Below are 13,522 nucleotides of genomic sequence, written 5' to 3'. Positions count from 1 at the left end.
GCCGTGATGTTCCTGGACCGCTTCTTCCGACCGAAACCCGCCCAGATCGCTGGCCGCGCGCTGTACTCGGCCGTGGTCGCCCAGTCGCGGACGCCGGCCCTCTATCTGGAGCTCGGCGCGCCGGACACGCCGGTGGGCCGGTTCGAGATCTACTCCCTGCATGTGGTCCTGCTGCTCGACCGCCTGAAGCGCAACGGCCCCCAGGCCGCGGACACGGCCCAGGCCCTGTTCGACACCTATGTCCGCTCCCTCGACGACGCCCTGCGCGAGCTGGGCGTGGGCGACCTGTCGGTGGGCAAGAAGATGCGCAAGCTGGGCGAGGCCTTCTATGGCCGGGTGAAGTCTTACCAGGACGCCTTTGCGCTCCTGCCGGCGCAGGACGAGCTGCGCGATCTGCTGGCCCGGACCGTGTACGCCGAGACAGAGGCGACGGCCGAACCCCAGCTGCGGGCCTATGTCCTGGCCCAGCGCGCCGCCCTTGAGGCCGCGCCGCTGGAGGACCTGCTGGCCGGCAAGGTGGCCTGGACCTCGGAGGTCTCGGCGTGAGCTGGTCGCATCCGCTGTCGCTGGCCGAACTCAGCCGCGGCGCCCTGAACGTCCGGCTCGAGCCGGATGAGGCCCAGCGCAAGGTCCTGGCCAAGTCGCTGGGGCTGGTCAGCATGCCGTCCATGAGCATCCAGCTGACCCTTCGGCCCTGGCTGGACGGGGCGGAGATCACGGGGCGGCTGTCCGGTGTGGTGGAGCAGGTCTGCGGGATCAGTCTCGATCGCTTTGAACAGCCTCTCGAGGCGGAGTTCGATCTGCGAGTCGTCCCGGCCGGCAGCCCGAATGCGCCGTCTGAGTCGGGGGCAGGGGAGATCGAGCTGGACCTGGACGCCCCCGATCCGCCCGATGTCCTGGAGGGCGACGTCGTCGACCTCGCCGCCGTGGCCGCCGAGCAGCTGTCCCTGGCCGTCGATCCCTTTCCCCGCAAGCCCGGGGCGACCTTCGAGTACGTGCCGGACAAGCCGGAGGAGTCACCCTTTGCGGTGCTGCGCAAACTGAAGGGTGAGGGGGAGTGATCCCCGGTTGGTTTGCAAGGCGGGACGGCGCCTGTATCGTCCCGGCGCGCACAAAGGCGGGGCTGGACGTAAGCTTGTGACCCGAACTCAGGTCCTCTCGATCGATATGATGGGCGGCGATCACGGCCCGCCGGAAACCGTCCCGGGCGTGGCCCAGGCCGCGGAGGCCCTGCCGGCGGCGCGCTTCCTGCTGCACGGGGACGAGGCCAAGATCGGCCCGGAGCTCGAACGCCATCCGGGCCTGAAGGCTCGCGCCGAGATCCGCCATACGGACAAGTCCATCGCCTCGGACGAAAAGCCCGCCGTCGCCCTGCGGCGCGGCAAGGGCTCGTCCATGTGGAACGCCATCGAGGCGGTGAAGGCCGGCGAGGCGGACGCCGCCATCTCCAGCGGCAACACCGGCGGCCTGATGGCCATTTCGAAGCTGGTGCTGCGCATGAGCATCGATTTCGACCGCCCCTGCCTGGTGGCCAGCTGGCCGGGGGCGAAGGGCCTGACCACGGTGCTCGACGTGGGCGCCAACATCGACTGCGACGCCGAACGGCTGGTGGAGTTCGCCATCATGGGCGAGGCCTTCCACCGGGCGGTCCACGGGGTGGCGCGACCGACCGTCGGCCTGATCAATGTGGGCTCCGAGGACGTGAAGGGCCACGAGGAGGTGCGCGAGGCGCACGCCATCCTCAGCTCCGGAAAGTTCGACCTGGACTATCGCGGCTTCGTCGAGGGCGACGACCTGTCGAAGAACACCGTCGACGTGGCGGTCACCGATGGCTTCACCGGCAACATCATGCTGAAGACCGCCGAGGGCACCGGGCGCTATGTGGAGCAGGCGCTGAAGGGCGCCCTGACCAGCTCGCCTATCGCCATGCTGGGGGCCATGCTGGCCCGCGGCGGCCTGCTGCAGTTCCGTGAAAAACTTAATCCGCCCCGCGCGGCGCCGCTTCTTGGCCTCAATGGCGTGGTGGTGAAGTCCCATGGCGGGGCCAAGGCGCGCGACTTCCGGGACGCTGTGCTGATGGCTTCGGGGTTCGCCCAGAGCGACTTCGCCGCCGAAATCGAGCGCAACATGAAGCGGCTCAGCGCCGCCCTGGCCGAGAGCCAGGCGTCCACCGTCGAGGAGCCCTCCTGAGTGACCCAGGTTTTGCGTAGCGTTGTCACCGGCGTCGGCGGCTATCTGCCCAGCGAGGTGGTGACCAATGACGATCTGGCCAAGGTCGTCGAGACCAGCGACGAGTGGATCCAGGAGCGCACCGGCATCCGTCAACGCCATCGCGCGTCGCCCGACCAGGCGGTCTCCGATCTGGCCGTAGAGGCCGCCCGCCAGGCCCTTGAACGTGCCGGCCGCACGGCGGCCGATGTCGACCTGATCATTGTGGCCACCACCACGGGCGACCTGACCTTCCCGGCCACCGCCACCATCGTCCAGCGCAAGCTGGGCGCGCCGGTCGGGATCGCCTTTGACGTCCAGGCGGTCTGCTCGGGCTTTGTCTACGCCCTGTCGACGGCCGACGGCTTCGTGGCCCGCGGCCGCTCCAAGTGCGCCCTGGTCATCGGCGCCGAGACCATGACCCGGCTGATGGACTGGACCGACCGCGGCACCTGCGTGCTGTTCGGCGACGGGGCCGGGGCCGTGGTGCTGGAGCCGCAGGCCGGTCAGGGCACGATCGACGACCGCGGCCTGCTGGGCTTCGCTCTGCGCGCCGACGGGACCAAGCAGGACCTGCTCTATGTGGACGGCGGGGTCTCCACCAACGGTCAGATCGGTCACCTGCGCATGCAGGGCAACCAGGTGTTCCGCCACGCCGTGGTGAACATCTCAGAGGCCGTGATCGCCGCTGCCGCCGACGCTGGGGTCGAGGTGTCCTCCGTCGACTGGTTCATCCCGCACCAGGCCAATAGCCGTATCCTCGAAGGCGTCGCCCGGCGGCTGGGGATCGACGAGGCCAAGGTGATCTCCACCGTGGCCGAACACGCCAACACTTCCGCCGCCTCCATCCCCCTGGCCATGGCCAAGGGCGTCGAGGATGGTCGGATCAAGCCGGGCCAACTCCTGCTGCTGGAAGCCATGGGCGGGGGCCTGACCTGGGGCGCCTGCGTGCTGCGGCTTTAGGCGTTCGCACAATCTAGGCCTTGAAGTCTTTGACCTGATGCGACAATCAGGTCATGAGAAGTATCCGAGACCGGACATATCGAGCCGGGCCGGATCGAGTTCCAGGTGGGGCAGGGGCAGGTATGAAGGGCGCGACGGTTACGCGGGCGGACCTTTGCGAGGCGGTTCACGAAGAGGTGGGGCTGACCCGCCAGGATTGTTCCGAGCTTGTTGAGCGCACTCTGGAGCTGGTTGCGACCGCCCTTGAGAAGGGCGAGCAGGTCAAGCTTTCCGGCTTCGGCGTCTTCCAGGTCCGCGCCAAGCGCGCCCGCATGGGGCGCAATCCCAAGACCGGCGAGCCCGCCGCGATCGAACCCCGCCGGGTGATCGGCTTTCGGGCCTCCCAGGTCATGAAGGCGCGGGTCGACCGCGCCCTGTCGCGGTGAGGCCGCTCTAGTCCGTGAGCAAGGGCCCGGACGCCTTTCGGACGATCTCGGAAGCGGCCGATGAACTGGACGTGCCTCAACACGTCCTGAGGTTCTGGGAGACCCGGTTCTCCTTTATTCGCCCCATGAAGCGGGCTGGCGGGCGTCGGTTCTATCGCCCCCAGGACATCGCGGTGCTGCGCGGGGTGAAGACCCTGCTGCACGAGGACGGCTACACCATCAAGGGCGTGCAGAAGCTGCACAAGGACCTTGGCCTGAAAGGGCTGCTGTCAGCTGGAACCGGCGAGCGGCCCAAGCCCGCGCCTGTGGCCGGCGGCTTTCCGTCCCTATCTGACGTCGCCCTCGATGAAGCGGGCCGCGCGCGCCTCGGTTCGGCCCTCGACGACCTCGTCGCCGCCAAGGCGCGGCTGGACGCCCTGCTGGGCAGATCCTGATTTTCTAGGAAATCCGCCGATGGTCGGAGCGGCGGGATTCGAACCCACGACCCCTTGACCCCCAGTCAAGTGCGCTACCAGGCTGCGCTACGCTCCGACATCGGCGGAGCGCCCTTCTAACGCCTCCCGGCGCGCGGGCAAGCGCAAATTCGCGGCGTCTACTTTCCGCGGTTCATCCAGCTCAGCAGCGGCAGGATCGGCACGCCCCAGCCCACGCCAGCGACGGCGAAGAACACCAGTTTGAGGGCCATGTTGTCGGGCAGGCGGTCGGAAATCGCCGTCGCCGCCCAGACATAGGCGGCCAGGAAGGCCATCAGTCCGATCCCACCGATCAGCTTACGAATGCGTGCGCTCATGGGCTCCGCTTACAGCCTGGGCCCCTGGGCTGTCATCCTCGGCGAACGATGGCGAGCACGGCCAGCAGGAACAGGGCGCCCAGGGTCGCCACCACAAGGCCGCCAAGCAGGCCCACAAAGCGCAGGTCCAGGGCCTCGGCCACCCAGGCCCCCAGCATGGCCCCCACCAGGCCGACCAGCAGGTTGGCGAACAGGCTCTGGCCGCGGTTCAGCACCCGCTTGGCGATCCAACCCGCCAGCAGCCCGACCAGGAGCACCCCGAACAGTCCGATGCCCAACATGGTCGAATGACAAGCCCTGTGGAATTGACGCCCTGGCGAACCTTCACCACTTCAGCCGACGCGCGCAAGCGTGGACGTTCGGCTCCAAACGGAGTAGCGGAACCTCGCGTGTGTTCTGAAGGAAATGCAGTCACCCCCATGACCTCCTTCCTCCGTTCTGACCGGTCGCAACCGGTCGCGATCTGGCTTTTCGTGGTCACGGCCCTGGTCCTGGCCATGGTGGTGGTGGGCGGCGCGACGCGCCTGACCGACTCCGGGCTTTCGATCACCCAGTGGAAGCCGGTGTCCGGCGCCCTGCCGCCGATGAACGCCCAGGACTGGGCGGACGAGTTTGCGCGTTACAAGGAGATTCCCCAGTACGCCCAGCTGAACGCCGGCATGAGCCTGGAGGCGTTCAAGGCCATCTACTGGTGGGAGTGGGGCCACCGGCTGCTCGGGCGGATCGTCGGCGCCGCCTTCTTCCTGCCCTTCGTCTACTTCCTGGTCCGTCGGGAGCTGCCGAGGCGGCTGATCGTGCGCTGCGCCGGGCTGTTCGTGCTGGGCGGCCTGCAGGGCCTCGTCGGCTGGTGGATGGTCGCCAGCGGCCTTTCGGACCGCGTCTCCGTGGCGCCGGAGCGGCTGATGACCCATCTGGGCCTGGCCTTCATCCTCCTGGCGGCCCTGGTCTGGACCGCGCTGGACGCCTGGGCCGGCGCGCCGCGGGTGACGGTGCCCAGTCCGTGGACCCGCCGGGCCTTCGCCTTCATGGGCCTGATCTACGTCCAGATCCTGCTGGGCGCCCTGGTGGCCGGCAATGACGCCGGCCTGGCCTATAACGACTGGCCGCTGATGAACGGCGCCCTGTTCCCCAAGGACTATGCGGGGGCGAGCTTCTGGGCGACCGTCGCCCACAGCCAGGCCGCCGTGCAATTCCATCACCGCATCCTGGCCTACGTCGCCCTGATCGCCGCCATCGCCATGGGCGTCGCGGCGCGGCGGTCGACCTATCTCTCGCCCCAGGCCAAGGGCCTGGCCCTGGTCATTGTCGGCGCGGTTGTCCTACAGGCCCTGCTGGGGATCGCCACCTTGATGATGCATGTTCCCATCGGCCTGGCGATGGCACACCAAGTGCTGGCCGCCATCGTGCTCGCCCTGGCCACGGCCTTCGCCTGGCGGGTTCGCCGGCCCTAAGCCCTGAACTTCGCCCAGGGGCCGGTGATCGCCAGGGTCACGCCCGGCATGTAGATGTTGACGAACAGGGTCGTGCCGTCCGGCGAGAAGCAGACGCCGGCCAATTCCGAATTGCCGCCGACATCGCCGGCGCCCGCGGCGGCGTTGCGGCCCAGGGTGTAGGTCTTGCCCTCAGGCGTCACGCCACGCAGGTAATTGATCCCGCCGACCTTGTCCTCGCACACCATCAGGTGGCCCCAGGGCGAGATCGCCAGATTGTCGCACATCTCCATGACCCTGGTGTCGGGCTGCTCCACGAACAGCTGGAGGCGACCAGGCTGGGACGCTTCATCCGACTGACCCTCGCGGGGGCTGGGGACATAGCGGAAGATCTGGCCGCCCTTCTGCAGGCCGCCGCTGGTGCAGGTGAAGTAGAGTTCCCCCTGACCGAAATGGATGCCCTCGCCGCGGGCGAACCAGGCCGCGCCCTTGGCGTGCCCCCGATAGCGCAGGTCTTCGTAAGGGTTGTCCACGCCGTCGAGATCGACCCAGTCAACATTCCGCCAGTCCCCAGGCTGCCAATAGGCCTCTTCCCAGTTGCGGGGATCGGCCTCGGCGCCCTCCGGCAGGGCCAGGGCCTGCAGGCGGCCGCCGGCCAGCAACTTGGTCCGGTCATGGGGCAGGTAGCGGTAGAACAGGCACAGGCCGTCGCCCACGTCCTCGGTCAGATAGACCACGCCCGTCCGGGGATCGATGCAGGCCGCCTCGTGGCGGAACCGACCCATGCCGGTGATCGGCAAGGGATCCGCAACGCCCTTGAGTTGGGACGGCACCTCGAACACCCAGCCATGATCCTTCTGCGCCTCCTGGCCCTTGGCCTGGGTGGTCTCCTCGCAGGACAACCAGGAGCCCCAGGGTGTCACGCCGCCGGCGCAGTTGGTGGAGGTGCCGGTCAGGCTCAGGTGCGACCGCTCCAAGGCGCGCTTGCGCAGGTCATAGACCAGGGTGGTCGTGCCTCCGGTGGCGGGCAGGTTCTCGTCGTCGAAGTCATAGACCCGGTCCGCGGGCATCTTGGCCGCCAGCTTCCGCTCCGGGCCATAGGCGGAGCGCTCCACGTCGCGCGGCTTCAACTCGTGGTTCCGCACCAGGATCACCTGGTGATCATCCAGCGGGAAACACCCCATGCCGTCGGCCTTGTAGGGGGTCACAAAGCCATCGCTCATCGGCTCTCCGGCCCGCGAAAAGGCGGTGTAGGAAAAGCCTTCCGGCAGGTCGAACAGCCGCGCCGGATCGGACCGCAGAGGTCCGTAGCCGTAGACCTCGCTGCGATAGGCGTCCGCCTCGATCTCGGCGGCGCTGGCCTGGCGCGCGCGGTCCTGGGCGCTGGCGTAGCGGGCCAGGCCGGAGAAGGCGAGGGTGGCGGAGGTCCCCTGGATGAGGCGGCGGCGGGAGGTGAACATTCTGGGAGCCTGGGGTGGGAGGAGGTCGCAGGACTTGCACCATAGTTCCGTGACGGTCCGTTGACGCGGTATCTGGATACCTATATCGACAACGCCTTATCGGATAAGGGTTTGCGAGATTTTTGGCTCGACAGTGATTGACAGTGTCTTGGGAGTGTCGTACCTGCGCGCCCTCTGATCGCGGGCGCCGCCCGTGACGACTAACGTACGGATCGTTCCTATGATGAAGACGACGGCTTCGCTGAAGCCCGCCGACGTCGAGAAGAAGTGGATCGTGATCGACGCCGAGAACGCCGTGGTCGGCCGCCTCGCTTCGTTCATCGCCATGCGTCTTCGCGGCAAGCACCGCCCTGACTACACCCCGCACGTCGATTGCGGCGACTATGTCGTCGTGATCAACGCCGACAAGGTGAAGTTCACCGGCAAGAAGCTGACGGACAAGGTGTTCTACTGGCACACCGGCCATCCGGGCGGCGTCAAGGAACGCACCGCCGGGCAGATCCTGGGCGGCAAGCATCCCGAGCGCGTCCTGCAAAAGGCCGTCGAGCGCATGCTGCCGAAGGAAAGCCCGCTGGCCCGCAAGCAGATGACGCACCTGCGCATCTACAACAGCGCCGAGCACCCGCACGAAGCGCAAGCCCCCGAGACCATCGCGTTCGCCTCGCTGAACGCCAAGAACGTGCGGAGCCTGTAAGACAGATGTCCGAACCTCAAGGCTTCGAGGCCCTGCAAAGCCTCTCCTCGAACCCGCAGTCTGAAGCTGTGGTGCGCGAGCCGAAGATCGACGCCCAAGGCCGCGCCTATGCGACCGGCAAGCGGAAGAACGCCGTCGCCCGCGTGTGGATCAAGCCCGGCAAGGGCCAGATCACCATCAACGGCCGCGACCAGGAAGTCTATTTCGCCCGTCCGGTGCTGCGCATGATGATCGCGCAGCCGCTGGAAGTGGCGGATCGCCTGGGCCAGTTCGACGTCATCGTCTCGGTGGAAGGCTCCGGCCTGTCCGGCCAGGCGGGCGCCGTGCGTCACGGCATCGCCAAGGCTCTGACCTATTACGAGCCGGGTCTGCGTCCGGTCCTGAAGCCGCACGGCTTCCTGACCCGCGACCCGCGTGTCGTCGAGCGTAAGAAGTACGGTAAGGCCAAGGCCCGCCGTAGCTTCCAGTTCTCGAAGCGCTAACCCGCGCGCGACACCTCGCGTTTGGAAGGGGCGCTTCGGGCAACCGAGGCGCCCCTTCTGCTATCTGGCTTACGAATTCAGGATCAGGACCATGACCCACAAGGTGTTCATCGATGGCGAGGCCGGCACGACGGGCCTGCAGATCCGCCAGCGCCTGGAGACCCGCACGGACCTGACCGTGGTCTCCATCGATCCGGCCCTGCGCAAGGACTCTGCCGCACGCGCCGAGCTGCTTAACAGCGTCGATGTCGCGATCCTGTGCCTGCCCGACGAGGGCGCCAAGGAAGCCGTCAGCCTGATCACCAATCCGGATGTGAAGGTGGTGGATCCCTCCACCGCCCACCGGGTCGATCCCAACTGGGTGTTCGGCTTTCCGGAATGGAAGCCGGGCCATCGCGAAGCCATCCAGGCCTCCAAGCGGGTCAGCAATCCCGGCTGCTGGTCGACGGGCTTCATCGCCCTGATGGCCCCCCTGGTGCGCGCCGGCCTTGTGCCCGCCGAACAGCCCCTGTCGGTCCACGGGGTGTCCGGCTATTCCGGCGGCGGTCGCGGCCTGATCGAAGAGTTTGAACTACAGCCCCAGCCCGCGGGCCGGCAGGACGCCTTCCGCGCCTATGGCCTGAACCTAGCGCACAAGCACCTGCCGGAGATGTCGGCCTATACGGGCCTCAGCCACGCGCCGCTGTTCTCCCCGGCGGTCGGCCGTTACGCCCAGGGCATGCTGGTCGAGATCCCGCTGCAGACCTGGACCCTGCCGGCCAAGCCGACCTCGGCCCAGCTGCGCGACGCCTTGGCCGAGGCCTATGCCGGCGAGACCTTTGTGGGCGTGGCCAGCGCCCAGGCCTGCGCCGACCTGCAGAAGGCGCGAGCCGGCGCCGGCGGCTACAATGAGGTGCTGGACCCCGAGGCGCTGAATGGCACGAACCGCATCGAACTCTATGTGTTCGGCAATGATGATCGTCAGCAGGTCCGCCTCGTCGCCCTGCTGGACAACCTGGGCAAGGGCGCTTCGGGCGCCGCAGTTCAGAACCTGAACCTGATGCTGGGCCTGCCGGAAGGCGCTGGCCTGTGATCCTGAGGCGCGCGAGCCTCGCCGACGCCGGCGAGATCGGGCGCCTGCATCACCGCACCATGCGGACCTCGCTGCCTTTCCTGCCGGACCTGCATACGGCGGCGGAGACGGAGGGCTTCATCGCCAACGTCCTCATGCCCGCCTGCGAGCTCTGGGTCGCCGAGGGACAAGGACGCATCCTGGGCTATATCGCCTTCAAGCCCGGATGGATCGATCAACTCTATGTCGCGCCGGAAGCGCAGGGCAGGGGCGTTGGGCCGGACCTGCTCGCCAAGGCGCTGGCGGACGGTTCTGAACGCAGGCTCTGGACCTTCCAGAAGAACGCCCGCGCCCGCGCCTTCTACGAGCAGCGCGGCTTCCAAATCGAGACCATGACCGATGGTCAGGACAACGAAGAGCGCGAGCCGGACGTGCTCTATGTCTGGCGCGGCGAAAATCCTGCGTCATGATGTAACCAGACGGCGGTCGGGACCGTATCTGGAGACATGAGCACGCCAAACATCGATCGCCGCCGCCTGCTGGGGGCCACCGCCTTCGCCCTGACAGCCCTGACCTCGGCCGAGGCCCTGGCCGCCGACGCCTATGCCTCATCGCCATGGCGCAGGATCGCCGACGCCGACTGGCGCAAGCGGCTGGATGGGGACAGCTATCAGGTGCTGCGCCGAGAGGCGACGGAACGCCCGGGCACGAGCCCGCTCCTGAAGGAGCATCGCAAGGGCGTCTTCGCCTGCCTTGGCTGCGGTCTGCCGCTGTTCAAGTCCGACTGGAAGTACGAGAGCGGCACCGGCTGGCCGAGCTTTTACCGCGCCATCCCCGGCGCCCTGGGCACGAAGACCGACTTCAAGATCGGCGTCCCGCGGACCGAGTATCACTGCGCCCAATGCCTGGGCCACCAGGGCCACGTGTTCAATGACGGTCCCCGGCCCACCGGCCTGCGCTACTGCAACAACGGTCTGGCGTTGAAGTTCGTCGCGGCCTGAGCGATTGCCCCACGCGGCCCCTGGCCCTAGGTTCCCCTCCGATTTCGGGGCGGAGGCCGGCTTGGGCAGGGTGCTAGGCAGAATCGCGGTCGTGCTGGGCCTGGCCCTGCTCCTGGCGGGCTGCAGCAAGCTGCAGGCCGAACCCGATGCCGACCGGCTGGGCCGCCGCTTCATCGACGCGGTCCAACGTGACGACTGGCCCGCCATCGACCCCGCGCTCAGCGCCGGCTTCATGGCCGACCCGGATCACGCGCCAAAGATCGTCCTGGTCCGCGACCTGTTCCCCAAGGAACCGCCGTGGCGGATCAAGCTGATCGAGTCGGAACGCACTCGCCCGCCGCTCCTGGGCCGTGAGACTCAAGTCGAGCTCAGCACCCTCCGCTATCTCTATGGCTTCTCCGGCCGCGAGGTGGCGGTGGATCTCACAGTGGAACTGGCCGGGACCAAGCGGGTCTATGACCGCGGCCAGAAGCTGACCGGCAAGGACCCGTTCCGCGAAGTGAAGCTCTATCGCGTGGTCGCCATCACCGCCCAGCCGGTGACCTCGGCCGCAGTCAAGGCCAATGGCTTCCTCGCGCCTGGCAAGGGTCTCGTCCATCTGGCCTTCCTGGTGGGGCTTGTTGGCTCGCCGGTGATCATGGTGCTGACCGCCGTCGCCGCGGCGCGCAGCCCGGGCCTGAAGTTCAAGTGGTGGTGGGTGCTGGGCGCCTTCGTGGGCGTCGGCACGGTCTGGATCAACTGGACGACCGGGGCGCTGGGCGCCCAGTGGCAGGCGGTCAACCTGTTCGGCGTCGCGGCGACCAAGGGCCAGTCACCCCTGGCGCCCTGGATCTTCCATTTCGCCCCCCCGATTGGGGCCCTGGTCGTCCTGCTGCGGCTCAAGACCCTGCCGCGCCAGAACCAGCCCTAGGACACCACCTTCACATAGCTGCCCGGCGCGTCTTCCAGCGGGGGCAGGGGCCCCTTGGTCGGATCGCGAGCCGGCACCATTGGACCTGACTTGGCCTTCAGCCACTCGGCCCAGTTCGGCCACCAGGAGCCGGGCGTCTCCTTGGCTCCGGCCATCCACTCTTCGACGGTCGGCGGCAGCTCGGAATTGGTCCAGTGCTGGTACTTCTGGGCGACGGGGGCGTTGATCACCCCGGCGATGTGACCCGAGCCCGCCATCATGAAGGTCACCGGGCCACCGAACAGTTTTGCGCCGCGATACACCGAGCGGGCCGGGGCGATGTGGTCTTCCTTCGAAGACTGCACATAGACCGGCGTCTTCACCTTCCCAAGGTCCAGCGGCACGTTGTCCAGAACCAGTTCGCCCTTGGCCAGGGCGTTCTCGCCGTAGAACTTGCGCAGATAGAACAGGTGCAGGGTCTTCGGCATCCGCGTCTGGTCGGAATTCCAGAACAAGAGGTCGAAGGGCTTGGGCTCCTTGCCCATCAGGTAGTTGTTCACGAAGAACGACCAGATTAGGTCGTTGGACCGGAGCACATTGAAGGTGTCGGCCATGTCCTTGCCGGGCAGCACGCCGCCGCCGGCGTCCATCCGTTGCTCCAGATCCTTCAGCCAGTCCTCGTTGGTGAACAGCAGCAGGTCCCCGGCCTCGGCGAAGTCCTGCTGGGCCGCGAAGAAGGTGGCCGAATTGATCCGGGTGTCGCCCCGGGCCGCCATGTGGGCCAGGGTCGCCGACAAAAGCGTCCCGCCAATGCAGTAGCCGACGGTGTTCACCCGATCGACGTCGGCCTGCTTCATCACCGCCGCGGAGGCCTCGTAGATGCCCTCGCGCATGTAATCTTCGAAGGTCTTGGTCGCGAGTTCGACGTCCGGATTGACCCAGGAGGCCACGAAGACCGTGATCCCCTGGTCGCACAGCCAGCGGATCATCGAGTTCTCGGGCCGCAGGTCCAGGATGTAGAACTTGTTGATCCAGGGCGGGAAGATCAGCAGCGGGATCTGGTGCACCTGGGGCGTGGTCGGATTGAACTGCAGCAGCTGCAGGACGTCGTTCTGGAAGACGACCTTGCCCGGCGCGGTGGCGACGTTCTCGCCGATCTTGAACATCTCATAGTCGGTCTGGCTGATGGCCAGCTTGCCGCCGCCGCGGTCCAGGTCTTCGGCGAAGTTCTCCATGCCGCGCAGCAGCGACTCCCCGTGGGTCGCCATGGCCTCGCGCAGGGCCGCGGGGTTGGAGACCAGGAAGTTCGACGGAGAGAAGGCGTCGGTCAGCATCTTCATGAAGAACTCGACCCGGCGCTTGGTCATCGGATCGACGTCGTTCACGTCAGCCACCAGGCCGTTCAGCCAGTTCGAGGTGACCAGGTACGACTGCTTGATCACATCGAAGACCGGGTTCTCGCTCCAGTCGGGATCGGCGAATCGCTTGTCGCCCTTGGCCGGCGTCACGACGGGATCGACGGTCTCGCCCATCGCCCGACGCGCGGCGGACTGCCAGAGCTCCATATAGCGCTGGAAAAGGTCGGCCTGGGCGCGGACCAGCCGATCGGGCTGAGCCGCCAACCGGCCCATGACGTCGGTCAGGGCGGGCCCCACATGCATCGGATCGGGGGACAAGGCGGCCGGACGGTCCGCATTGCGCAGGGCCGCCTCGGCGATGGCGCCTTGGGCGGTGAGGGCGGCGCGGGCCAGGTTGGTGGACAGCTTCTCCAGCGCGGCGCGCTGCTCGGCCGTCAGGCTCGAGGGATCAAGCCCCGGCGGGGCTTGGAACTTCGGCGCTTCCGGCTGGGGCGGCGGCGGGGCGGCGGCCTGGGGTTCAGCGATCTTGGCGGGCTTCTTCTTCGGCGCTTCAGCCTTGGCGGCGGACGTCGCGGCCGCAGGCTTCTTGGCCTTGGCCCCAGAGAGCTTGGCTTCGACGGGCTTGGCTTGGGCCTCGTCCGCCTTGGACTTGCGCCCCTTGCCGCCACGCTTCGACTTGCCGGCCGATTGATCGCTCATGGACGTGTTCTCCCATTGACGAGGCGCTTTGGTCTCCGCGCTCTTTCGCCGAAACCGATCATGGCATAAGAC

At 67.5% G+C, this 13,522-nt stretch carries 17 protein-coding genes and 1 tRNA gene; 13 read left to right on the top strand and 5 right to left on the bottom strand.

Translation table 11 applies throughout. The annotated features are described in order from the left end of the window. Positions 1-6: 6 nt before the first annotated feature. From ACFQ27_RS02150 to ACFQ27_RS02125, 6 genes are all read left to right on the top strand, one after another. Positions 7-546, top strand: coding sequence for a ubiquinol-cytochrome C chaperone family protein (locus ACFQ27_RS02150; RefSeq protein WP_374346596.1), 540 nt, complete (start codon positions 7-9; stop codon positions 544-546). Next, on the top strand, positions 543-1,061 hold the full coding sequence (locus ACFQ27_RS02145) for a YceD family protein (RefSeq protein ID WP_377352226.1): 519 nt from the start codon (positions 543-545) through the stop codon (positions 1,059-1,061). Before ACFQ27_RS02150 ends, ACFQ27_RS02145 begins: the two co-directional genes overlap by 4 nt. Positions 1,062-1,137: 76 nt before the next feature. Then, complete coding sequence (plsX, locus tag ACFQ27_RS02140) at positions 1,138-2,190, top strand: phosphate acyltransferase PlsX (protein ID WP_374346598.1); 1,053 nt, start codon at positions 1,138-1,140, stop codon at positions 2,188-2,190. Continuing rightward, positions 2,191-3,171, top strand: a complete 981-nt coding sequence (locus ACFQ27_RS02135; RefSeq protein ID WP_374346599.1) for a beta-ketoacyl-ACP synthase III — start codon at positions 2,191-2,193, stop codon at positions 3,169-3,171. A 122-nt stretch (positions 3,172-3,293) separates the two neighbouring features. Beyond that, the gene (locus tag ACFQ27_RS02130) at positions 3,294-3,596 is read left to right on the top strand and encodes an integration host factor subunit alpha (protein ID WP_374346600.1); all 303 of its coding nucleotides are present in this window, start codon (positions 3,294-3,296) and stop codon (positions 3,594-3,596) included. 14 nt (positions 3,597-3,610) lie between these two features. Next, a complete protein-coding gene (locus ACFQ27_RS02125) occupies positions 3,611-4,030 on the top strand; it encodes a MerR family transcriptional regulator (RefSeq protein WP_377352224.1) in 420 nt (139 codons plus the stop codon). Between the two features lie 20 nt (positions 4,031-4,050). Here the strand turns inward: ACFQ27_RS02125 and ACFQ27_RS02120 are convergent. From ACFQ27_RS02120 to ACFQ27_RS02110, 3 genes are all read right to left on the bottom strand, one after another. Beyond that, positions 4,051-4,127 (bottom strand) — tRNA-Pro (locus ACFQ27_RS02120). 61 nt (positions 4,128-4,188) lie between these two features. Continuing rightward, entirely contained in the window at positions 4,189-4,386 is a 198-nt protein-coding gene (locus tag ACFQ27_RS02115) for a DUF2842 domain-containing protein (RefSeq protein WP_377352223.1), read from the bottom strand. Between the two features lie 32 nt (positions 4,387-4,418). Beyond that, complete coding sequence (locus ACFQ27_RS02110) at positions 4,419-4,667, bottom strand: GlsB/YeaQ/YmgE family stress response membrane protein (protein WP_374346603.1); 249 nt, start codon at positions 4,665-4,667, stop codon at positions 4,419-4,421. 138 nt (positions 4,668-4,805) lie between these two features. On the opposite strand from ACFQ27_RS02110, the gene ACFQ27_RS02105 reads away from it, so the two are divergent. After that, complete coding sequence (locus tag ACFQ27_RS02105; protein ID WP_377352222.1) at positions 4,806-5,837, top strand: COX15/CtaA family protein; 1,032 nt, start codon at positions 4,806-4,808, stop codon at positions 5,835-5,837. Here the strand turns inward: ACFQ27_RS02105 and ACFQ27_RS02100 are convergent. Then, positions 5,834-7,276 carry an alkaline phosphatase PhoX gene (locus ACFQ27_RS02100; protein ID WP_377352221.1) on the bottom strand — a complete coding sequence of 481 codons (1,443 nt, stop codon included), beginning with the start codon at positions 7,274-7,276 and terminating at the stop codon, positions 5,834-5,836. The two genes, ACFQ27_RS02105 and ACFQ27_RS02100, sit on opposite strands and share 4 nt — an antisense overlap. Positions 7,277-7,496: 220 nt before the next feature. Between ACFQ27_RS02100 and rplM the strand changes: the two genes are divergently transcribed. The 6 genes from rplM to ACFQ27_RS02070 all read left to right on the top strand — a co-directional run bounded on the left by rplM (position 7,497) and on the right by ACFQ27_RS02070 (position 11,414). Further along, positions 7,497-7,970 (top strand): 50S ribosomal protein L13, encoded by a 474-nt coding sequence (gene rplM, locus ACFQ27_RS02095; protein WP_377352220.1) that lies wholly within the window; start codon positions 7,497-7,499, stop codon positions 7,968-7,970. Between the two features lie 5 nt (positions 7,971-7,975). Next, on the top strand, positions 7,976-8,452 hold the full coding sequence (gene rpsI / locus ACFQ27_RS02090; protein WP_374346607.1) for a 30S ribosomal protein S9: 477 nt from the start codon (positions 7,976-7,978) through the stop codon (positions 8,450-8,452). 91 nt (positions 8,453-8,543) lie between these two features. Further along, entirely contained in the window at positions 8,544-9,524 is a 981-nt protein-coding gene (gene argC, locus ACFQ27_RS02085; RefSeq protein WP_374346608.1) for an N-acetyl-gamma-glutamyl-phosphate reductase, read from the top strand. Then, positions 9,521-9,973: a GNAT family N-acetyltransferase gene (locus ACFQ27_RS02080; protein ID WP_377352218.1), complete on the top strand. Its 453-nt coding sequence runs from the start codon at positions 9,521-9,523 to the stop codon at positions 9,971-9,973. The genes argC and ACFQ27_RS02080 overlap by 4 nt, the downstream gene beginning before the upstream one ends. A 36-nt stretch (positions 9,974-10,009) precedes the next feature. Continuing rightward, on the top strand, positions 10,010-10,504 hold the full coding sequence (gene msrB, locus ACFQ27_RS02075) for a peptide-methionine (R)-S-oxide reductase MsrB (protein WP_374346610.1): 495 nt from the start codon (positions 10,010-10,012) through the stop codon (positions 10,502-10,504). 61 nt (positions 10,505-10,565) lie between these two features. After that, positions 10,566-11,414, top strand: coding sequence for a hypothetical protein (locus ACFQ27_RS02070; RefSeq protein WP_377352216.1), 849 nt, complete (start codon positions 10,566-10,568; stop codon positions 11,412-11,414). Here ACFQ27_RS02070 and phaC read toward each other — a convergent pair. Further along, positions 11,411-13,450, bottom strand: a complete 2,040-nt coding sequence (phaC, locus tag ACFQ27_RS02065) for a class I poly(R)-hydroxyalkanoic acid synthase (RefSeq protein WP_377352215.1) — start codon at positions 13,448-13,450, stop codon at positions 11,411-11,413. The genes ACFQ27_RS02070 and phaC overlap by 4 nt on opposite strands. Positions 13,451-13,522 lie beyond the last annotated feature (72 nt).

This window comes from Phenylobacterium conjunctum, from assembly GCF_042679085.1.
GTDB lineage: Bacteria > Pseudomonadota > Alphaproteobacteria > Caulobacterales > Caulobacteraceae > Phenylobacterium > Phenylobacterium conjunctum.
The sequence above is the reverse complement of the archived record's forward strand: the minus strand, read 5'-3'. Positions and strand labels throughout refer to the sequence as shown.

Coding starts and splice junctions, on each gene's coding strand:
- ACFQ27_RS02100 (WP_377352221.1), bottom strand. CDS start 7,276: ATGTTCACCTCCCGCCGCCGCCTCATCCAGGGGACCTCCGCCACCCTC.
- ACFQ27_RS02150 (WP_374346596.1), top strand. CDS start 7: ATGTTCCTGGACCGCTTCTTCCGACCGAAACCCGCCCAGATCGCTGGC.
- argC (WP_374346608.1), top strand. CDS start 8,544: ATGACCCACAAGGTGTTCATCGATGGCGAGGCCGGCACGACGGGCCTG.
- ACFQ27_RS02105 (WP_377352222.1), top strand. CDS start 4,806: ATGACCTCCTTCCTCCGTTCTGACCGGTCGCAACCGGTCGCGATCTGG.
- rplM (WP_377352220.1), top strand. CDS start 7,497: ATGATGAAGACGACGGCTTCGCTGAAGCCCGCCGACGTCGAGAAGAAG.
- ACFQ27_RS02130 (WP_374346600.1), top strand. CDS start 3,294: ATGAAGGGCGCGACGGTTACGCGGGCGGACCTTTGCGAGGCGGTTCAC.
- ACFQ27_RS02110 (WP_374346603.1), bottom strand. CDS start 4,667: ATGTTGGGCATCGGACTGTTCGGGGTGCTCCTGGTCGGGCTGCTGGCG.
- ACFQ27_RS02115 (WP_377352223.1), bottom strand. CDS start 4,386: ATGAGCGCACGCATTCGTAAGCTGATCGGTGGGATCGGACTGATGGCC.
- phaC (WP_377352215.1), bottom strand. CDS start 13,450: ATGAGCGATCAATCGGCCGGCAAGTCGAAGCGTGGCGGCAAGGGGCGC.
- msrB (WP_374346610.1), top strand. CDS start 10,010: ATGAGCACGCCAAACATCGATCGCCGCCGCCTGCTGGGGGCCACCGCC.
- rpsI (WP_374346607.1), top strand. CDS start 7,976: ATGTCCGAACCTCAAGGCTTCGAGGCCCTGCAAAGCCTCTCCTCGAAC.